The organism is Prevotella sp. CAG:592 (assembly GCF_000436015.1).
Taxonomy (GTDB): Bacteria; Bacteroidota; Bacteroidia; order Bacteroidales; family Bacteroidaceae; genus Prevotella; species Prevotella pectinovora.
On record NZ_FR892513.1, the window covers coordinates 788 to 22,031 of the forward strand.

A 21,244-nucleotide genomic window follows, 5' to 3' on the forward strand; every position below is an offset into this window, starting at 1 on the left:
GGGAAAGAGTAAAAAAGAAAAACGAGCAGACGGGGAATTATCATGAAATAGTATTCCTCGTCTACTCGTCAATTTGTTTCTTTGTCTGCTTGTAAGCTTGCTTTTCAGAAATCCGTCAGGAAATCCGCCACCACATAGCTGCTGCCGCCGACGAAGATGAAATCATCCTTGTCGGCATCCTTGAGAGCGGCGGTGTAGGCTGCAGCAACAGTAGGGTAGGAGTTGCCTCGCAACTGATGTTTCTCGCCATCCTCTTTTACCTTCTCCACAGGTATTGCCCTGTGGGTGGATGCCTGTGTAAAATAATATATGGCGTTCTTTGGCAGCAGTTCGCAAACCCTGTCGATGTCTTTGTCGTCCACCATACCGAATATCATTCTCAATTGCTTGCAAGGTTGCTTCTTTATCTGTTCGCTCAGATATTGCCAGCCAGCCACGTTGTGCCCCGTGTCGCAAATCACGGTAGGGCTTGTCTGTATCCTCTCCCAGCGTCCGCGTAGGCCAGTGGTTTCTGTCACATTGGCAAAACCCTTCTTGATGCAGTCCTGGTCTTTTATTATCCCCATGCTGATGAGCTGTCGACAGGCGCAGAGCACGGTATTGGCGTTGCGCTCCTGATAGTAGCCTCCCAGTTCACCATGCAGTCTGCCGAAGTCTTTTGTCTCGTAGTCGAAGCCTTGTCCTGAGTTTGGAGTGGCAGTCAGAATCTCCTTGTCATCTTGTGCGAATGTAATTGGAGCATTCTCCTGCATTGCCTTAGATTCAAACACTGGGCGCGTCTCCTCCGTGTATTCGCCGATTATTACGGGAGTCTCTGGTTTTATCACTCCGGCTTTCTCCGTGGCTATCTTTGCGAGAGTGTCGCCAAGAAACTGTGTGTGGTCGAAACTGATGTTCGTTATTATCGCCAGTTCCGGAGATATGATGTTGGTGCAGTCGAGTCTGCCACCCAGTCCCACTTCTATCACGGCATAGTCAACAGCCTCTTCTGCGAAGTATTTGAAAGCGAGGGCAGTGGTGAGTTCGAAGAAGCTCGGATGAAGAGGTTCGAAAAACTCCCTCTCCTTTTCCACGAAGTCGATTACATATTCCTCGCTGACGCATTTGCCGTTGATCCTTATCCTCTCTCTGAAGTCCACGAGATGCGGTGATGTGTATAGTCCCACCTTGTAGCCTTCAGCCTGGAGAATTGCGGCGATGGTGTGGGAGCAGGAGCCTTTACCGTTTGTTCCTGCCACGTGGATGCTCTTGAATTTTCTGTGTGGATGACCGAAATGCCTGTCCAGCTCCTTGGTGTTGTAAAGGCCCTCCTTGTATGCCGACGCACCGACCTTCTGGAACATAGGCACGCTGTCATAAAGATATTGTATCGTTTCCTCGTAATTCATCATTTTCTCATTTTTTCTTTTTCAATCCTTTGTATGCAAGGAATGCTACCACTACTACAGCGAGAGCGAGAAGCACGTAGCCAATCTCATGACTGTATTTCAACGCCTGCTGATACACGTCCTGTGTAGTCTTGTAGTCGGTGTATTTGTATATCGCCCATCCTATCATGGCGAGCACGGTATTCCACGCGCCGGCACCGAGAGTGGTGAAGGTGAGGAATCTGCCCACATGCATGCCAGACAATCCGGCAGGGATGCTGATGAGCTGTCTCACGGCAGGAACGAGTCGTCCGAAGAATGTGGAGGTGGCTCCGTGTTTGCGGAAGAACTCCTCTGCCTTTTCCACCGACTGGCGGTCTATGAGACACATGTGTCCTATTCTGCTGTCGGCAAATTTGTATATTATCGGTCTGCCGAGCCATTTGGCGAGGTAATAGTTCACAAGCGCACCGATGTCTGCACCGATGGTTGCGAAGACGATCACCAGTATGAATGTCATGTTGCTGTCAGGGTCCATCGCCTTCCATGCTGCCGGCGGCACTACTACTTCTGATGGGAATGGGATGAACGAGCTTTCGATTGCCATGAATAGTGTCACTACCCAATAGCTCAGATTGTCGAGAATCCAGAGAAAAAGATCTGCAGAGTTCATGATTTGTTTGTATAATTATTGTTATGGTTATCTATGTTTATAGTTATCAGGATGCAAAGTTAATGATTTGCCTGTTTAGCACAAAAGACGCGATGCCTAAAACAACATATATTATCTAAAACAACATATATTATGACTGTTTTAACATCTATGATGACAATATACAAACAACAATGGCGGAATGAAAGACACTCCGCCATTGTTGCTTGTCAGACTATATTGCAGTCTGTTCTATTATCAGTGTTTATGTGTCAGATGTCGCTACGGTCAGCTGAAATAACTTCTGAATTTCTGGAAGATGGTCTGCTTTGTCGTAGTGTCACCCTTGAAATTGTCACTCTTCTGCATCTCTTCGAGCGCTGTCTTCTCCTCCTTTGTCAGTGTCTTCGGAACATACACGCTGATGTGTACCACGAGGTCTCCGGTGCTATGTCCGTAGCCTTGTATCGCCGGCAGTCCCTTGCCCCTGAGTCGGAGCGTCTTGCCAGGCTGCGTGCCCGGTTCAATCTTTATCTTCACTTTGCCGCCGCTGATGGTAGGCACCTCAACTTGTCCGCCGAGAGCTGCCGTAGGGAAGTCAAGGAGCAGGTTGTAGATGAGGTCCTTTTCTTCGCGGATGAAGGTGTCGCTCGGTTCTTCCTCTATGAGCACCTGAATGTTGCCGGCCACACCGTTGTGTATTCCAGCGTTGCCTTTTCCCGGCACGTTTACCACCATGCCACCGGCCACTCCGGCAGGTATCTTTATCTCGACAACCTCTTCGCCCTTTGTCACTCCAGTGCCGCCACAAGCCTTACACTTGTTCTTGATTATCATGCCCTCGCCCTGACAGGTAGGACATACACTCTGTGTCTGCATCATGCCGAAGAGACTCTGTGTGGTGCGTGTCACCACTCCGCTGCCGTGACATGTCGGACAGGTTTCCTTGCTGCTGCCCTTTTCGGCTCCGCTACCACCGCAACATGAGCAGGTGACGTCTTTCTTCACCTTGAATTTCTTTGTCACGCCGGTTGAAATCTCGGCGAGTGTCATTCTAACCTTCAGTCGCAGGTCAGCACCTCTGTGCTGTGCCGGGCGACCGCCACCGCGTCCGCCGAATCCGCTACCGAATCCGCCTCCGAAACCGCCGCCATGGCCTCCGAACACGTCGCCGAACATCGAGAATATGTCGTCCATGCTGAATCCGCCGCCGAATCCGCCGCCGAAACCTCCGGCTCCGCCGCCCATCGGACCATCGAAGCCGAACTGGTCGTATTGCTGTCTCTTCTGAGGGTCGTGCAATACGTCGTAAGCCTCTGCAGCCTCTTTGAATTTCTCTTCAGCCACCTTGTCGCCAGGGTTGCGGTCAGGGTGATATTTGATGGCGATTTTTCTGTAAGCTTTCTTTATCTCGTCCTCGGATGCGTCTTTGCTTACGCCAAGCACCTCGTAGTAGTCTCTCTTGTTTGCCATATTCTGTCTTTACCTTATTGTCCCACTGCCACTTTGGCGTGTCTTATCACCTTGTCGTTGAGTTTATATCCTGTCAGCACGCAGTCGAGCACCTTGCCCTTCTTCTCGTCTCCCATACCAGGCACCATGGCGATAGCCTCGTGCAGGTCGGTATCGAAGTCAGCATCCTTTGTCTCTATCTTGTTCACGCCAAGTCCGCCAAGCACCTTCTCGAATTTCTGGAATATCAGTTTCATTCCTTCTTTCAGAGCCTCGGCATCGTCTGTCTTCTCGGCGCTGGCAAGAGCGCGCTCCATATCGTCGAGCACAGGAAGTATTGCCGCCACCGTCTTCTCGGCACCGTTGAGCAGCAACTCTGCCTTCTCCTTCATAGTGCGTTTGCGGTAGTTGTCAAATTCAGCCACGCTTCTCAGATATTTGTCCTTGAGATCAGCAATCTCCTCTTTGGCAGCCTCCAGCGGGTCTTTCTCCTCTTTCTTTTCAGCTTCCTTTTCGGTATTGTCTTTTCCGGCATTCTCCTTGGCGGCATTCTCAGCCTGCTTTGCCTTGGAGGTTTCCATCTCTTCCGTTTCTTTCTTTATATCTTTTTCTTTGCTCATAATGTTTTGCTTTTTCCCTTTAATCAGCAAAAACCTTGCCAACAGGGGCAAGGTTCTGCCATAAATGGAATTTGGATATTCTGCTTGTTCTGAAAAACCAGCTTCCCTTATCCGGATTATTGATAAAGTTTTTGATTTTCAGCCTTGTCTATACAGACAGGATTCTTATTCATACATCTTGGCGCGCTGCTCTTTCAGCTGCTCGTCGTAGATGTAGTCGTCATACTGCATGAGCTTGTCGATTGTTCCGTTTGGAGTCAGCTCAATGATGCGGTCTGCCACGGTCTGTATGAACTCGTGGTCATGGCTGCTGAAGAGGATGTTGCCCTTGAATCCTACGAGGTTGTTGTTGAAAGCCTGAATGCTCTCGAGGTCGAGGTGGTTGGTAGGAGTGTCGAGGATGAGGCAGTTGGCGTTCTTCAGCTGCATTCTTGCTATCATACAGCGCATTTTCTCACCTCCGCTCAATACGTTCACCTTCTTCAGCACTTCTTCGCCGCTGAAGAGCATTCTGCCGAGGAAACCCTTCATCACCACTTCGTTGCCCGGACCATACTGGCTGAGCCAGTCCACGAGGTTCATATCGCTCTGGAAGAACTCAGTGTTGTCGAGAGGCAGATATGCTGTGGTGATGGTTATACCCCATTTGAATGTGCCGGCCTGCGCCTCGCGGTTGCCGTTGATGATTTCGAAGAGGGCAGTCATGGCCTTAGGGTTGTGGCTCAGGAACACCACCTTCTGTCCCTTTTCGATGTTGAAGCTCACGTTGTCGAAGAGCACTGTGCCGTCGTTGTCCACGGCCTTCAGTCCTTCCACTTCCAGAATCTGGTTGCCCGGTTCGCGCTCCATCTGGAATATGATTCCAGGATATTTGCGTGATGACGGTCTGATTTCCTCAACGTTCAGCTTCTCGAGCATCTTCTTGCGGCTCGTCGTCTGCTTGCTCTTTGCCACGTTGGCAGAGAAACGGCGGATGAATTCCTCCAGTTCCTTGCGCTTCTCTTCAGCCTTCTGACGCTGGTTCTGAGCCTGGCGCAGGGCGAGCTGTGAACTCTCATACCAGAAAGAGTAGTTTCCTGAGAATACGGTAACCTTTCCGAAGTCGATGTCCACTGTCTGTGTGCTGACGGCGTCGAGGAAGTGACGGTCGTGGCTCACTACGAGAACTGTCTGCTCCACATTGCTCAGATATTCCTCAAGCCACTGCACGGTGTCGAGGTCCAAGTCGTTGGTAGGCTCGTCGAGCAACAGGTTGTCGGGGTGTCCGAACAAAGCCTTTGCAAGCATCACGCGCACCTTCTCGTTGTTTGACAGCTCGCTCATCATCTTCTGGTGCATGTGCTCCTTGATGCCGAGGTTAGAGAGCATCTGTGCAGCGTCGCTCTCAGCGTTCCATCCGTCCATCTCGGCGAATTTCAGCTCCAGGTCGGCAGCGCGGTTACCATCCTCTTCTGTCATTTCCGGTTTTGCGTAGAGTGCCTCACGCTCCTTCATGTTGTTCCACAGAGGCTCGTGTCCCATCAGCACCGTGTCCATCACGCTGTATGCGTCATATTTGAAGTGGTCCTGATCGAGCACGGAGAGACGCTCGCCCGGTCCCAGTTCCACTGTTCCCTTGTTAGGCTCCAGTTCTCCGCTGATAGCCTTGAGCAGTGTAGACTTTCCTGCGCCGTTTGCACCGATCACACCATAAATGTTCCCATTGGTGAATTTGATATTGACATCCTTGTAGAGTACTCTCTTTCCGAATTGGATAGCGAGATTGGTTACTGTAATCATTTTCTTTCTTCTACCTTATTATATAGTACTTTCTTATTGTTATCTTTCTTTTCTGCCAGAGACATTCCCGAAGCATACCTTTTGGTCCTTGGCATCGAATTTTGCCCAATATGGCAAAATCGGCTGCAAAGTTACTGCAAATTATTGATATTGAGAAATAAAAGTAAATATTTGTGGATATTTTACGGGCTGACGAGAGGAAAAGAATGTGGCCAGACGAATCAATTTCCATCGAAATGCCTCACGATAAGCATTACTTCGAAATCTCCCCCTGACGTGGGGAATGAAACCCCACATTAGGGGGAACCGTTCCCCACGCCGTGGGGGAAAATTCAGGGATATTTTTTTGTCGCCGTAATTGTTGGGCTGGTTTATCCGACATAGCTATCCCTTCACCGCCTGCGGTAATCTCTGCCGGGGCGATGATGGCAAAAAAAATACGCCTCGTTGCCATAAAATCAATGACTTTTGGCATTATTGATGCAAAAGTATCTGATTTTTTCATATATTTGCATCCCGAAAATTCTTTCAGACGACAATATGAGACATACATATAACAGAAACATCAATGATTACGCCCACTATCAAGTGGAGCAAGACGATACGTTGCTCAACTTCCTCCTCAACAACGTGAAGGAGAGCCGTTCTAAGATCAAAGCCACGCTTCAAGGCCGTGGCATCAAGGTTAATGGCAAGACTGTGACACAGTTTGACTATCCTGTTGCTGCCGGCACCAAGATAGAAGTGAGCAAGACGAAACGAAACAACGACAAGCTCAAGAGTCGCTATGTGAAGATTGTCTACGAGGACCAGTATCTCGTGGTGATAGAGAAGAACATCGGCATCCTGTCGATGGCAGCCGGCCACAAGTCGCTCAACGTGAAAGCCGTGCTCGACGACTATTTCAAGAAGACCCGCCAGCGCTGCACGGCACATGTCGTACACCGTCTTGACCGCGACACCAGCGGACTCATGATTTATGCCAAGGACATGGAGACGGAGCAGATTCTGGAGCACAACTGGCATGACATAGTTTTTGACCGACGCTACGTTGCCGTGGTGAGTGGAGAGATGGAGAATGATGAGGGAACGATAGAAAACTGGCTGAAGGACAACAAGGCATACGTGACATATTCGTCACCGGTGGACAATGGCGGAAAATATGCCATCACCCATTACCGGGTGCTCGACCGCACCACGGAGCATAGTCTTGTGGAATACAAATTGGAGACAGGGAGGAAAAACCAGATTCGTGTACACTCTGCCGATATGGGACATCCGGTATGTGGCGACATAAAATACGGCAATGGCGACGACCCTATACATCGCCTTTGTCTTCATGCCTATATGCTCTGCTTCTATCATCCCGTTACCCGTCAGGCGATGGAGTTCGAGACGATGATTCCGGCAGCGTTCAGACATCTGTTCAAGTAGGCCAATCGGTCTGCTTGATTGCTGAGCCCTCTACTATGTTGGCTCAATTAATCATTAAACTCAAGAAAAGATGGAAAATTTCGGATATTACATATTCTGTATAGTAGCCTTTATCGTGGTGTTCCTGCTTGTGAAGAAAATCACAGGCTGCCTGATAAAGACCGCCATATTCGTTGTGCTGGCAGCGGTGCTTGCGGCAATATACTATTTGTGGCTCAGTTGAGGCTTGTGATAAAACGAATCGGTCATCAGGACATTTCTGCGTATTCTGTTCTGATGACCGGTTTGGGTTAGTATTCAGTCTTGTCTGTCTTCTCCGCCCACATGCGGAAAGCCTTTTTCGCCTCTTCCTGCATGATTATTTCGGATGGCTTGTTGCGGTGGTCCGGCGACAGTTCCAGTTCCTTGTATATGAAGTCGTCGTCGAAACCTATTGCAGCAGCGTCCTTGCGGTCGTTGGCATAGAAAATCTTGTCGAGATGTGCCCAGTATATAGCACCCAGACACATCGGACACGGTTCACACGAAGTGTATATCGAGCAGCCTCCCAGGTCGAATGAACCGATGGCCTTTGCCGCCTTGCGGATTGCCGACACCTCAGCATGGGCGGTAGGGTCGCAGTCTATAGTGACACAGTTGGAAGCCTCTGCCACGACTTCGCCGTTGCGTGCTATTACCGCACCGAACGGTCCGCCGCCGCTTTTCACGCTCTCTTCAGACAGTCTTATGGCTCTGAGCATTAATTCTTTATCGTTCATATAATATTCCTTTATTAGTTATAGATTTAGTGTTATACATTCAAACTCTTTGCTAAGATATTGAATATTTCCCAATAAAACAAGAAAACACCCTAAATTCACGATTATGATACTGTATTTGTCCGGCACAGGAAACACCAGGTGGATTGCCGAGAGCATCGCCCGCATGACGGGAGACGAGAGGGTAGTGGACGTCGCCTCTTTATGCAGCCAGCCCCTTCATGTGCAGCTGAACCCCGGAGAGCCTCTCGGCATCTTCTTTCCCGTTCACGGTTGGCGCCCGCCGATGCTGCTTCGTCGCGTGTTGTCAGGAATGACGTTGAGCGTCGGTTCGGAGCGCAATGTCAAACCCTACGTGTATTCAGTCTGTACCGTTGGCGACACCGTTGGCGAGAGTATGGATATATTGCGCAGCGATCTCAAGAAACAAGGCGTTTCTCTCGATGCCGTGTTTGATGTGCGGATGCCGAATACATACATCGGACTGCCCTTTATGGATGTAGACAAGGAGAAGGTGGTCAGCGACAAGCTCCATGAAGCGCAGCCGCGCATGGAGTTTATAGCAGAAAAGATAAGAGAGAGGGCGAAGGGGGCTTTCATGCGCTATCTGGGCAGATGGAAGAGAATCAACAGTGGTCTGCTCGGCGAGGCATTTGTGCGCAAACTCGTCACCGACCGTTATTTCCATGTTGAAGAGTCGCTCTGCGTGTCGTGTGGGAAGTGCGTGGCATCGTGTCCCGTCGGCAACATGTCGCTTGACGACGACGGTATGCCGCAATGGAACCATGATGGCAGCTGCCTCACTTGCTTCGCCTGCTATCATAACTGTCCACGCCATGCCATCCGTTTCGGCAGCGTTACCGACAAGAAGGGACAGTATGTCTTTGACCCCAAACGGGCATAGGATGCAAAATATTCAGGCAAACGGTATCTCTATTCTCTATCTTATGTGATAGTATCTCGAATGGCAGCCGAAATAGGAACCGCCGTATGCGGAACCGCACGAACGGTGGTGTGAGAGGACTGTAAATACGAAAATAGGAAGAAAACAGCTTCGTTTTCCTCCTACTCGATTTATTTGTAAAAGTCAGAGACTTCTCTTTTGCCTTTATTCTGTCACAGTTATCTCTCCGCAGATATCTCTCACAATGTTCGATCTCACGAGATTAACATCGTTGTGCTGACCTATCAGGAACATGAGTTTTGTCAAAGCACTCTCCACGGTACTGTCGTAACCGCTCACCACGCCCATGTTCTTGAGCTGGAATCCCGTGTCGTATCTGCCCATCTCCACGGCTCCGGCATCACACTGGCTGATGTTCACCACAGTGATTCCGCGGCTTGTAGCCTCCTTGAGCAGTCGCATGAGCCAGGGGTGGTGTGGTGCGTTTCCGCTGCCGTAGGTCCTCATCACCATGGCGCGAAGCTCCGGCGACTCGATTACGTGGCGCGTGATCTGCTCCTGCACACCAGGGAAAAGCGTGAACACGGTGACGTTGGGGTCTAATGCGAAGTGGGGGATGAGTTTCTTCGTGAAGTCCCTCTTCAGGATATGCTCCTCGTGGTATGTGATGTTCACTCCGGCATCTGCCAGATGAGGATAGTTGTAAGATTCAAAGGCGTTGAATCCGTCGGCGTTTGCTTTCGTTGCCCTGTTGCCTCTCAGCAGGTGGCCGTTGAAATAGATACACACTTCTGGAACTATCGGTGTGCCGTCGTCATGGTGGGCAGAAGCCACCTCAATACTCGTCACGAGGTTCTCTTTGCCATCGGTGCGCAGCTGACCGATAGGCAGCTGGCTTCCTGTCAGCACCACAGGCTTTGTCAGGTTTTCGAGCATGAACGACAGTGCTGATGCCGTGAATGCCATGGTGTCGGTGCCGTGCAGTATTACGAAACCGTCGTAGTCGTCGTATCTGTCGGCAATGATCCTTACGAGTCGCGACCAGAAGCGCGGCGTCATGTCGCTGGAGTCGATGGGAGGCGTGAACTGATAAGAGTCGATTCCCGTCTCGATGGCAGCAAATTCCGGAAGGCAGCTGATTAGATGGTTAAAGTCCAGAGGTTCCAATGCTCCTGATTCACGATTGCATCCCATGCCTATTGTGCCTCCCGTGTATATCAAAAGCACTCTGTCTGTGCGTTTGAAGGAATAGTTAGAAACTGAATTTTTGTTTTTCATAAAAGGTCTTGCCTATTTGATTTTTCGTTTAGATTGTGCAAATATAGCTTAAAAAATGATGTAATCAAAAAAAATGCCGTATATTTGCACAGAAAAGATTAAACAAATTACATATTAACAATTAAGACTAAAATAATATTAAGTCATGAAGCAATTTATGGACGAAAACTTCCTGCTTGAAACCAAGACCTCGCAGGAACTTTTCCACAATCATGCGGCCAAGATGCCAATTATCGATTATCACTGTCATCTGATTCCTGAAATGGTGGCAAACGACCATCAGTTCAAGAGTATTACAGAGCTTTGGCTCGGAGGCGACCACTACAAGTGGCGTGCGATGAGAACCAACGGTGTTGACGAGAGATTCTGCACAGGCAAGGATACTTCAGACTGGGAGAAGTTTGAGAAATGGGCAGAGACCGTTCCTTACACTTTCCGCAACCCTCTTTACCACTGGACCCACCTCGAGCTGAAGACCGCTTTCGGCATCGACAAACTTTTGAGTCCTAAGACAGCAAGAGAAATCTTCGACGAATGTAACGAGAAGCTGAAGCAGCCAGGATATACCGCACGCGGATTCATGCGCCGCTACAACGTGGAGTGTGTCTGCACCACCGACGATCCAATCGACGATCTGCGCTACCACAAGCAGACTCGCGAGAGCGGTTTCGAAATCAAGATGATTCCGGCATGGCGTCCTGACAAGGCAATGAACATCGAGAAGCCTGAATTCCCTGAATACGTGAACAAGCTCGGTGAGGTGGCTGGTGTCACAATCAACAAGTTTACCGACATGGTGGACGCTCTGCAGAAGCGCCACGACTTCTTCCATGAGAACGGCTGCCGCCTTTCAGACCACGGTATCGAGGAGTTCTACGACGAACCATATACAGACTCTCAGATCGAGACAATCTTCGAGAAGGCAATGCGCAAGCAGCAGCTTTCGGCTCAGGAGGTCCGCCAGTTCAAACACTGCATCCTGCGCATCTTCGCTGAACAGGACTTCGCAAGCGACTGGACACAGCAGTACCATTACGGAGCAATCCGCGACAACAACAGTCTGATGTACGACAAGCTCGGTGCTGACACCGGTTTCGACTCAATCGGTGAGTTCACCACAGCAACAGCGATGAGCCACTTCCTCAACGAACTCAACAAGGAAGGCAAGCTCACACGTACTATCCTCTACTGCTTGAACCCATGTGCCAACGAGGTTATCGCCACAATGCTCGGCAACTTCCAGGACGGTTCATGCCCGGGCAAAATCCAGTTCGGTTCAGGCTGGTGGTTCAACGACCAGCTCGACGGTATGACACGCCAGATGAACGCACTCTCTGTTCTTGGTCTGCTGAGCCGTTTCGTAGGTATGCTCACCGACAGCCGTTCGTTCCTCTCATATCCTCGTCATGAGTATTTCCGCCGTCTGCTTTGCAATCTGCTCGGCAACGACGTTGAGAAGGGCTTGCTGCCAAACGACATGGAGAGCCTCTCTCGCATGGTTGAGGACATCAGCTACAACAACGCCCGCAACTACTTCAAGTTCTATTGATTCCCGTCGCGTTCACGCGTCGGCAGGTCGGTCGCAATAAGCGGGTGGACAAGTCGGCGAGTAGATAAGTTGACGGACAGGACGAACATACTGAGTCGTTTCCCCTTTGACTATCCAGGATAGTGGCATGAGGGGCGATGAATGAATAATCCATATCCCCATTTCCCACCACATGAATTATATGTGAGAGAAATGGGGATTTTGTATAGAAATATTTGCCGTTTTCAGAAAATAGGATTATTTTTGCAAAGATTTTAACTATATCTTAATTGAACGAGTATGAAGAAACTACTTATGCCAATTGTATTATTGGTAGCTGTGTTCACCCTCTTTAGCTGTGGTGGCATAAAGCAATTCGCTTATTATCAGAACATTGACACACTGGACTTATCTTCTTCGAAGGGACTTTTCGATGCCAAGATCATGCCTAAGGATGGCTTGGTGATAACCGTAAATACCACCGATCCGAGAGCAGCCGTGCCGTTCAATCTCAATACTGGTAATAATAATAACATTGCTAATGCCAAGGAGTCAACATACCTTGTTGACAACAACGGTTACATCAATTTCCCTATCATAGGATTGGTGAAAGTTTCAGGCTTGACCAAGCGCGAGTGTGAGGCTGTCATCCACGACAGAATCAAACCTTATATGGCAGAGAAGGAGAATCCTATCATCACCGTGCGCATGTCCAGCTTCAGAGTATGCGTGTATGGTGAGGTAAACAAACCGGGAGAGTTTGTTGTGGAAACAGAGAAAATAAGTCTCCCCGAGGCTTTGGCACAGGCAGGCGACCTTACTATCTATGGTAAACGCCAGAATGTGTTGCTTATCAGAGAAGACAGCGAAGGAAGAAAGTCTGCCCACAGGCTTGACTTGACAGATGCAAACATCATAAAGTCTCCATACTATTATCTGCAGCAGAATGACCAGATTTATGTGGAGCCTAACAAAACAAAGAAGAGAAACTCTGTAATTGGTTCGAGTACGTCGATCTGGATTGCAAGTATCAGTTCTCTGACGTCTATAACGTCGCTTATCGTGACGTTGGTTAGATTGTAAGGCTTTCTGTCATTTCAAATTTTTATTTGATATGTGTGGTATTGTAGGATATATAGGTAAAAGACAGGTCTTCCCTATTCTCATTAAGGGACTTAAGAGATTAGAGTATAGAGGATACGATAGTGCGGGCGTCGCTATGATAAACGACAATGGCGACCTCAGCGTATACAAGACTAAGGGCAAGGTGGCAGATCTGGAGCGGTTCTGTGAGGATAAGGACATATCCGGAACTGTTGGAATAGCACACACACGTTGGGCTACTCATGGTGAACCATCGTCGGTGAATGCACATCCGCATTATTCAGAGTCGAAGAACATCGCCATCATTCATAATGGCATCATCGAGAACTATGCTGACCTGAAGAAGAAACTCGTTGCCGATGGCGTGAAATTCCGTTCGGATACCGATACAGAAGTCATCGTGCAACTCATAGAATATATACAGACGAGAAAGAACGTAGACCTGCTTACGGCAGTGAGGTTTGCCCTCACCCAGCTCATCGGAGCTTATGCCATTGCAGTGCTCGACAAGAGAGACAAAGACCAGATTATCGCTGCCCGCAAGCAGAGTCCGCTGGTCATCGGTATAGGCGAGGACGAGTTCTTACTCGGTTCCGACGCCACTCCTATTATTGAATACACCGACAAGGTGGTTTATCTCGACGACGACAATATCGCCGTGATACGCCGTGGCGAAGGCCTCAAGGTGGTGAATACTCTCAACGACACGCTTAATCCGGAAATCTGCACCGTAGACCTCGACCTCGGACAGATAGAGAAAGGCGGTTTCCCGCATTTCATGCTCAAGGAAATCTTCGAGCAGCCGGAATGTCTGGAGAACTGCATGCGTGGAAGGATAAACGTGGAAGCCAACAATGTTACACTCAGTGCTGTAATAGACTACAGACGTCAGCTCCTTGCTGCCAAGCGTGTGATAATCGTTGCCTGCGGCACGTCATGGCATGCCGGACTCATAGGCAAGCAGCTGATAGAGTCGCTTTGCCGCATACCGGTGGAAGTGGAATACGCCAGCGAGTTCAGATACAGAAATCCTGTTATCGACAGTTCCGACGTCGTGATAGCAATCTCCCAGAGCGGTGAGACAGCCGACACGTTGGCTGCCGTGAACCTGGCAAAAGACAACGGCGCATTCGTTTATGGAGTATGCAACGCTATCGGTTCGAGCATACCGAGAGACACAGACACCGGTTCGTATATACACGTAGGACCGGAGATCGGCGTTGCCTCCACCAAGGCATTCACCGGACAGGTCACCGTGCTTCTGATGCTCGCACTGGCACTCGGCAAGGAGAAGGGCACGATTACAAACGAACAATACTCCAAGATTGTCAGCGAACTGTGTACCGTGCCAGAGAAGATGAAGTCTCTGTTGAAGCTGAACGACAGGATATCAGAATTGAGCAAGACCTTCACCTATGCCAGCAATTTCCTTTATCTGGGACGTGGCTACAACTATCCGGTTGCGCTTGAAGGCGCTCTGAAACTGAAGGAAATCAGTTACATCCATGCCGAAGGCTACCCAGCTGCAGAGATGAAGCACGGTCCCATCGCCCTTATCGACTCTGATATGCCGGTAGTGGTAATAGCTCCGCATGATGAGATGTATCAGAAGGTGCTCAGCAATATTCAGGAAATCAAGGCACGAAAGGGAAAGGTCATAGCATTGGTTTCTAAAGGCGACGACACGATAAGCAAGATTGCCGACGAAGTGATAGAGATTCCGCAGACGCTCGAATGTCTTGAGCCGCTTGTGGCATCCATTCCGTTGCAGCTCCTTGCATACCATATCGCAGTGTGCAAAGGAAAGAACGTTGACCAGCCGAGAAATCTCGCCAAGTCGGTGACCGTTGAATAATTGACATCTATATCTTGGGGCTGCTCCTCTTCCGAGGGGTGAGCCCCTTGCTTTGAATATATTAGGGTAATAGTTACAGTAAGGATAATACATATTTAATAAGAATTCAAAAATGGAACCTTTGAAGCATGAATGTGGTGTGGCAATGGTGAGACTGCTGAAACCACTGGAATACTACCAGGAGAAGTATGGCACCTGGATGTATGGTCTTAACAAACTCTATCTCATGATGGAGAAACAACACAACCGAGGACAGGAAGGAGCCGGAATGGCATGCGTGAATCTCGCAGCTTTGCCCGGCCACGAATATATGTTCAGGGAGAGGGCGGAAGGTTCCAACGCCATCACGGAGATCTTTAGCACAGTACACAAGAAATTCATGGACCTCTCAGAGGAACAGCTCGCTGATGTGGATTATGCACGCCACAATCTTCCGTTTGCAGGAGAGATGTATATGGGCCACCTGCGCTATTCCACTACAGGAAAGAGCGGACTCACATTCGTGCATCCGTTTCTGAGAAGAAACAACTGGAGAGCAAAGAATCTTTGTCTCTGCGGAAATTTCAATATGACCAACGTGCATGAGATTTTCGAGAAACTACTCGCTATGGGACAGTCGCCGAGAATATACAGCGACACCTATATCACTCTCGAACTGATGGGCCACCGCCTCGACAGAGAGGTGGAGCGCAACTTCATAGATGCCCAGAAGAAGGGCCTCAAAGGACGCGACATCACCGATTATATCGATGACAACGTGAAGATGGCTAATGTGCTGAAAACCACGATGACCGACTTCGACGGTGGCTACGTGATGTGCGGACTGACAGGAAGCGGAGAGATGTTTGCCATGAGAGACCCATGGGGGATTCGTCCGGCTTTCTGGTATAAGGACGACGAGGTGATAGCATTGGCAAGCGAGCGCCCTGTGCTTCAGACCACATTCGGACTCGACTGCGACGACATCCACGAGCTGGAGCCCGGACAGGCGATAGTAGTGACAAAGAACGGCGTGGACAGTCTGGAGCAGATAATCGAACAGCGTGGCGACAGCAAATGCTCGTTTGAGAGAATATACTTCAGCCGCGGTTCCGACCGCGATATATACAATGAGCGCAAGAAGCTCGGAGAACAGCTCACGGAGAGTATTCTGAAGGCTGTGGATTACGACACCGAACATACAGTGTTCTCATTCATACCAAACACAGCCGAAGTGGCGTTCTACGGAATGCTCGGAGGCTTCAAGAGGTATATCAACGACCAGAAGATAGAACGTCTGTATAACCTCGGCCATACACCGACTAAGGACGAGCTGCAGGAGATTCTCCATCAGTATGTCCGGAGTGAGAAGGTGGCATGGAAGGACATCAAGCTTCGCACCTTCATCACAGAGGGAAACACCCGTAAGGACCTGGCGTCGCATGTCTACGACGTGACATACGGTTCGATAGAGCCATACGTTGACAATCTCGTCATCATCGACGACAGCATCGTTAGGGGAACCACTCTGAAAGAGAGCATCCTGAAGATTCTCGACAGCCTGCACCCAAAGAAGATCGTGGTGGTGAGCAGTTCGCCACAGATACGATACCCCGACTACTACGGTATCGACATGCCGAGCCTGGAGGAGTTCTGTGTCTTTGGTGCCACAATGCAGCTGCTGAAGGAACGCGACATGCTCCATGTCGTTGACGATATTTATGAGAACTGTCTCGCAGAGCTCAAGAAACCGAGAGCCGAGATGCGCAACTGCGTGAGAGACATCTACACGCCTTTCACGGTGAATGAGATAAACCAGAAAATCATCGAGATGCTGCGCCCAGAAGGCATGACAACACCGGTGGAACTCGTGTTCCAGTCTATCGAAGGACTCCACGAGGCTATACCTGGCCATAAGGGAGACTGGTATTTCACCGGTAACTATCCTACTCCCGGAGGCACGGAGCTTGTAAACAGAGCCTTCGTCAGCTTCTATGAGAACAAATACAAGAAGAGAAAATAGAATTATAACAAAATAACCGCAAGGTTTAAAAACAACTATATAAATGAGAAATGTAACTTTAGTCTTGGAAGATGGAACCAAGTTCCACGGAAAGTCGTTTGGCTACGACCAGCCCGTTGCTGGCGAGGTGGTGTTCAATACAGCCATGATGGGCTATCCGGAGAGCCTTACCGACCCTTCCTACGCAGGTCAGCTGATGGTTCTCACTTATCCGCTTGTAGGTAACTATGGCGTGCCTCCGTTCACTATCGAAGAGAATGGTCTGGCTACATTTATGGAGAGTGACAAAATCCATGCTTCGGCAATCATCGTTGCCGACTATAGCGAGCAGTATAGTCATTGGAATGCTGTAGAGTCGCTTGCCGATTGGCTCAAGCGCGAGCATGTGCCGGGAATTACCGGCATCGACACCCGCGAGCTGACTAAAGTGTTGCGTGAGCACGGTGTCATGATGGGAAAGATTCTCTTCGACGACGAGCCGGACAATGTGCCGGTGGCAATGTATGAGGGAGTGAACTTCGTCGACCGTGTGAGCTGCAAGGAGATTATCCGCTACAACGAGGGTGCCGGCCGCAAGGTGGTGCTTGTTGACTGTGGTGTGAAGCATAACATCATCCGTTGCCTCATCAACCGTGGTGTGGAAGTTATCCGTGTGCCATGGAACTACGACTATACCGACATGGAGTTCGACGGCCTTTTCCTCGCCAATGGTCCTGGCGACCCGGACATGTGTGAGGAAGCAGTGGCAATCATCCGCAAGCAGATGTCAAAGTCTACAAAGCCAATCTGTGGTATCTGTATGGGTAACCAGTTGCTCGCCAAGGCAGGCGGCGCAAGCATCTACAAACTGAAATACGGTCACCGTTCCCACAACCAGCCAGTGCGCATGGTTGGCACAGACAGGTGTTTCGTGACCAGCCAGAACCACGGCTATGCCGTTGACGCCAAGACTCTCGGCAAGGACTGGGAGGAACTTTTCGTGAATATGAACGACGGCAGCAACGAGGGCATCAAGCACAAGACCAACCCTTGGTTCTCAAGCCAGTTCCACCCGGAGGCTTGCTCCGGACCGGTAGATACAGAGTTCATGTTCGACAAGTTCGTTGAAGCACTCAAATAATGATTCGCTGAAACACGTTATAGTCACATTCTGCCGTCCTCTCTCTCTTGAGACTGGCAGTGTGGAATCAAAGTATCAAGAAACTCAAGATAATATAATAATGAAAGACGATAATATAAAGAAAGTCCTGCTCTTAGGTTCAGGCGCATTGAAGATCGGTGAGGCCGGTGAGTTCGACTATTCCGGTTCTCAGGCACTCAAGGCACTCCGTGAGGAGGGAGTGGAAACAGTTCTCATCAACCCTAACATCGCCACCGTACAGACATCCGAGGGCGTTGCCGACCAGATCTATTTCCTTCCTGTCCAGCCATATTTTGTGGAGAGGGTAATCGAAAAGGAGCGTCCGGATGGTATCCTCCTTTCTTTCGGCGGACAGACGGCTCTCAACTGCGGTGTTGAACTCTTCAAGAGCGGTGTGCTCGAGAAATACAATGTCAGGGTGCTTGGCACACCGGTGCAGGCTATCATGGACACAGAAGACCGTGAGCTTTTCGTTCAGAAGCTCGACGAGATTGACGTGAAGACCATCAAGAGCGAGGCTTGCGAGAACATCGAACAGACACGCAAGGCAGCTGCCGAACTCGGTTATCCTGTTATTATCCGTGCCGCATACGCATTGGGAGGTCTGGGATCAGGTTTCGCTGACAACGAGGAGGAACTGAACAAGCTCGCTGAGAAGGCATTCGCTTTCTCTCCGCAGGTGCTTGTGGAGAAGAGTCTCAAGGGATGGAAGGAGATAGAGTATGAAGTGGTGCGCGACCGCTACGACAACTGTATCACCGTTTGTAATATGGAGAACTTCGACCCGCTGGGAATCCATACGGGAGAGAGTATCGTAATCGCTCCTTCACAGACGCTTACAAACTCAGAATATCACAAGCTCCGTGCCTTGGCTATCAAGATCATCCGCCATATCGGTATCGTGGGTGAGTGTAACGTGCAGTATGCGTTCGACCCAAAGAGCGAAGACTATAGAGTGATCGAGGTGAATGCCCGTTTGAGCCGTTCGTCAGCTCTCGCTTCAAAGGCAACAGGTTATCCTCTGGCTTTCGTTGCTGCAAAGCTCGGTATGGGCTACGGACTCTTCGAGCTGAAGAACTCCGTGACCAAAACCACCAGCGCATTCTTCGAACCGGCTCTCGACTATGTGGTCTGCAAGATACCACGCTGGGACTTGAGCAAGTTCCGTGGCGTAGACAAGGAGTTGGGATCATCGATGAAGTCTGTCGGTGAGGTAATGGCTATCGGCCGCAACTTCGAGGAAGCTATCCAGAAGGGTCTCCGTATGATCGGTCAGGGTATGCACGGCTTCGTTGAGAACAAGGAACTTGAGATTCCTGATATCGACGCCGCCCTTCGTGAACCTACAGACAAGCGTATCTTCGTCATCTCTAAGGCTATGCACAAGGGATATACCGTTGACGATATCCATGAACTGACTAAGATTGACAAGTGGTTCCTCGAGAAGCTGAAGCATATCATCGACATCGACGAGGAGATGAAGAAGTGCAACATAAATACTCTTGACAAGGAACTGATGCGCACGGCTAAGGTCTATGGTTTCACCGACTTCCAGATAGCTCGTGCAGTCGGCTTGGAGCAGGAGCTTCACAGCATGGCTAAGGCAGGTCTTGTTGTAAGACAGTTGCGCAAGAACTATGGCATCCTTCCTGTAGTAAAACAGATAGACACCCTTGCTGCGGAATATCCGGCACAGACCAACTATCTGTATGTTACATACGCCGGTGTGAAGAGCGACATCACCTTCGAGAACGACCACCGCAGCATCGTGGTGCTCGGTTCAGGTGCCTACCGCATCGGTTCTTCAGTTGAGTTCGACTGGTGTGGCGTGCAGGCTCTCAATACTATCCGCAAGGAGGGCTACCGCTCGGTGATGATAAACTATAACCCTGAGACCGTTTCTACCGACTATGACATGTGCGACCGTCTCTATTTCGATGAGTTGACATTCGAGCGTGTTATGGATATCATCGACATGGAGCAGCCTTATGGCGTAATCGTTTCCACCGGTGGACAGATTCCTAACAACCTTGCAATGCGCCTCGATGAGCAGCATGTGCCGATTCTCGGTACCAAGGCTAAGGATATCGACAATGCCGAAGACCGTGCCAAGTTCTCTCAGATGCTCACCAACAACGGTATCAACCAGCCTGAGTGGAGCGCTCTGACCAGCATGGAAGACATCGACAAGTTCATCGATAGGGTAGGCTTCCCTGTTCTTGTGCGCCCAAGCTACGTGCTCTCAGGTGCTGCCATGAACGTATGCTCTAATGAGGACGAGCTGAAGCGTTTCCTCCAGTTGGCTGCCAATGTCAGCGAGGATCATCCTGTCGTTGTGAGCAAGTTCATCGAGCATGCCAAGGAGATTGAGATGGATGCCGTGGCAAAAGACGGTGAGGTCATTGCTTACGCCATTTCTGAGCATATCGAGTTTGCCGGTGTACACTCCGGCGACGCTACAATACAGTTCCCTCCACAGAAACTCTATGTTGAGACCGTGCGCCGTGTGAAGCGCGTCGGCCGTCAGATTGCCAAGGAACTCCACATCAACGGACCGTTCAACATCCAGTTTATGGCTCGCGACAATGATATCCTCGTCATCGAGTGTAACCTGCGTGCCAGCCGTTCGTTCCCATTCGTGAGCAAGGTATTGAAGATCAACCTCATCGAGCTTGCCACACGAGTTATGTTAGGTCTGCCGGTAGAGAAACCGAGCAAGAACCTCTTCGATCTTGACTACGTGGGAATCAAGGCTTCTCAGTTCTCGTTCAACCGTCTGCAGAAGGCTGACCCAGTTCTCGGTGTAGACATGAGTTCTACTGGTGAGGTTGGATGTATCGGAAACGACACAAGCTGTGCCGTGCTCAAGAGTATGCTTTCCGTAGGTCAGCGTATTCCGGAGAAGAACATTCTTCTTTCTACTGGTAGTGCAAAGCAGAAGGCAGACATGCTCGACGCTGCACAGATGCTCGTGAAACATGGTTATAAGCTCTTTGCAACAGACGGAACAAGCAAGTTCCTCACTGAGAACGGCATTGAGAACACCCATGTGCTCTGGCCTTCAGACCCGGACGACGGCAAGACTCCAAAGGCTCTTGATATGCTCCACAACCACGAGATTGACATGGTGGTGAACATTCCTAAGAACCTCACCAGCTCTGAGCTTACCAACGGTTACAAGATTCGCCGTGCGGCAATCGACCTCAACGTTCCGTTGATTACCAACAGCCGTCTTGCCAGTGCATTCATATCAGCATTCTGCACTACCAAGCTCTCAGATATCGAGATTAAGGCATGGGGTGAATATTAATCGTGATAAGCTGGAGTTGATACACTCCAAGAATAAAGGTACATAGTTACCATAATAAAA

17 protein-coding genes are annotated in these 21,244 nt (G+C 49.8%); 9 read left to right on the plus strand and 8 right to left on the minus strand.

The genetic code is table 11. The features are described from left to right. Positions 1-104: 104 nt before the first annotated feature. The 6 genes from QVO99_RS01935 to QVO99_RS01960 all read right to left on the minus strand — a co-directional run bounded on the left by QVO99_RS01935 (position 105) and on the right by QVO99_RS01960 (position 6,375). Positions 105-1,388: a bifunctional folylpolyglutamate synthase/dihydrofolate synthase gene (locus QVO99_RS01935; RefSeq protein ID WP_288176874.1), complete on the minus strand. Its 1,284-nt coding sequence runs from the start codon at positions 1,386-1,388 to the stop codon at positions 105-107. A gap of 7 nt (positions 1,389-1,395) precedes the next feature. After that, entirely contained in the window at positions 1,396-2,040 is a 645-nt protein-coding gene (locus QVO99_RS01940) for a DedA family protein (RefSeq protein ID WP_022315907.1), read from the minus strand. 267 nt (positions 2,041-2,307) lie between these two features. Next, positions 2,308-3,492: a molecular chaperone DnaJ gene (gene dnaJ, locus QVO99_RS01945; protein WP_022315908.1), complete on the minus strand. Its 1,185-nt coding sequence runs from the start codon at positions 3,490-3,492 to the stop codon at positions 2,308-2,310. 14 nt (positions 3,493-3,506) lie between these two features. Further along, on the minus strand, positions 3,507-4,091 hold the full coding sequence (locus QVO99_RS01950) for a nucleotide exchange factor GrpE (protein WP_022315909.1): 585 nt from the start codon (positions 4,089-4,091) through the stop codon (positions 3,507-3,509). Positions 4,092-4,256: 165 nt separating this feature from the next. Then, a complete protein-coding gene (locus QVO99_RS01955; protein ID WP_022315910.1) occupies positions 4,257-5,870 on the minus strand; it encodes an ABC-F family ATP-binding cassette domain-containing protein in 1,614 nt (537 codons plus the stop codon). A gap of 253 nt (positions 5,871-6,123) precedes the next feature. Then, positions 6,124-6,375, minus strand: coding sequence for a hypothetical protein (locus tag QVO99_RS01960; protein WP_288176871.1), 252 nt, complete (start codon positions 6,373-6,375; stop codon positions 6,124-6,126). A 35-nt stretch (positions 6,376-6,410) separates the two neighbouring features. Between QVO99_RS01960 and QVO99_RS01965 the strand changes: the two genes are divergently transcribed. Both QVO99_RS01965 and QVO99_RS01970 read left to right on the plus strand, forming a co-directional pair. Next, on the plus strand, positions 6,411-7,304 hold the full coding sequence (locus QVO99_RS01965) for an RluA family pseudouridine synthase (RefSeq protein ID WP_042518924.1): 894 nt from the start codon (positions 6,411-6,413) through the stop codon (positions 7,302-7,304). A gap of 70 nt (positions 7,305-7,374) precedes the next feature. Then, entirely contained in the window at positions 7,375-7,527 is a 153-nt protein-coding gene (locus QVO99_RS01970; protein WP_022315912.1) for a hypothetical protein, read from the plus strand. Positions 7,528-7,594: 67 nt separating this feature from the next. On the opposite strand, the gene QVO99_RS01975 is transcribed toward QVO99_RS01970, so the two are convergent. Continuing rightward, positions 7,595-8,062 carry a nucleoside deaminase gene (locus QVO99_RS01975; RefSeq protein ID WP_022315913.1) on the minus strand — a complete coding sequence of 156 codons (468 nt, stop codon included), beginning with the start codon at positions 8,060-8,062 and terminating at the stop codon, positions 7,595-7,597. 106 nt (positions 8,063-8,168) lie between these two features. Between QVO99_RS01975 and QVO99_RS01980 the strand changes: the two genes are divergently transcribed. Continuing rightward, positions 8,169-8,966: an EFR1 family ferrodoxin gene (locus QVO99_RS01980; protein WP_022315914.1), complete on the plus strand. Its 798-nt coding sequence runs from the start codon at positions 8,169-8,171 to the stop codon at positions 8,964-8,966. A gap of 204 nt (positions 8,967-9,170) precedes the next feature. Here QVO99_RS01980 and QVO99_RS01985 read toward each other — a convergent pair whose 3' ends face one another. After that, on the minus strand, positions 9,171-10,244 hold the full coding sequence (locus QVO99_RS01985; protein WP_022315915.1) for a type I asparaginase: 1,074 nt from the start codon (positions 10,242-10,244) through the stop codon (positions 9,171-9,173). A gap of 145 nt (positions 10,245-10,389) precedes the next feature. Between QVO99_RS01985 and uxaC the strand changes: the two genes are divergently transcribed. The 6 genes from uxaC to carB all read left to right on the plus strand — a co-directional run bounded on the left by uxaC (position 10,390) and on the right by carB (position 21,184). Further along, positions 10,390-11,793: a glucuronate isomerase gene (gene uxaC, locus QVO99_RS01990; protein WP_022315916.1), complete on the plus strand. Its 1,404-nt coding sequence runs from the start codon at positions 10,390-10,392 to the stop codon at positions 11,791-11,793. Between the two features lie 279 nt (positions 11,794-12,072). Next, positions 12,073-12,855 carry a polysaccharide biosynthesis/export family protein gene (locus QVO99_RS01995; RefSeq protein ID WP_022315917.1) on the plus strand — a complete coding sequence of 261 codons (783 nt, stop codon included), beginning with the start codon at positions 12,073-12,075 and terminating at the stop codon, positions 12,853-12,855. Between the two features lie 31 nt (positions 12,856-12,886). Then, positions 12,887-14,731, plus strand: coding sequence for a glutamine--fructose-6-phosphate transaminase (isomerizing) (gene glmS, locus QVO99_RS02000; RefSeq protein WP_022315918.1), 1,845 nt, complete (start codon positions 12,887-12,889; stop codon positions 14,729-14,731). Between the two features lie 112 nt (positions 14,732-14,843). Further along, entirely contained in the window at positions 14,844-16,733 is a 1,890-nt protein-coding gene (locus QVO99_RS02005; protein ID WP_022315919.1) for an amidophosphoribosyltransferase, read from the plus strand. A gap of 43 nt (positions 16,734-16,776) precedes the next feature. Further along, positions 16,777-17,853, plus strand: coding sequence for a glutamine-hydrolyzing carbamoyl-phosphate synthase small subunit (carA, locus tag QVO99_RS02010; RefSeq protein WP_022315920.1), 1,077 nt, complete (start codon positions 16,777-16,779; stop codon positions 17,851-17,853). 100 nt (positions 17,854-17,953) lie between these two features. Then, a complete protein-coding gene (carB, locus tag QVO99_RS02015; RefSeq protein ID WP_022315921.1) occupies positions 17,954-21,184 on the plus strand; it encodes a carbamoyl-phosphate synthase (glutamine-hydrolyzing) large subunit in 3,231 nt (1,076 codons plus the stop codon). Positions 21,185-21,244: the final 60 nt, after the last annotated feature.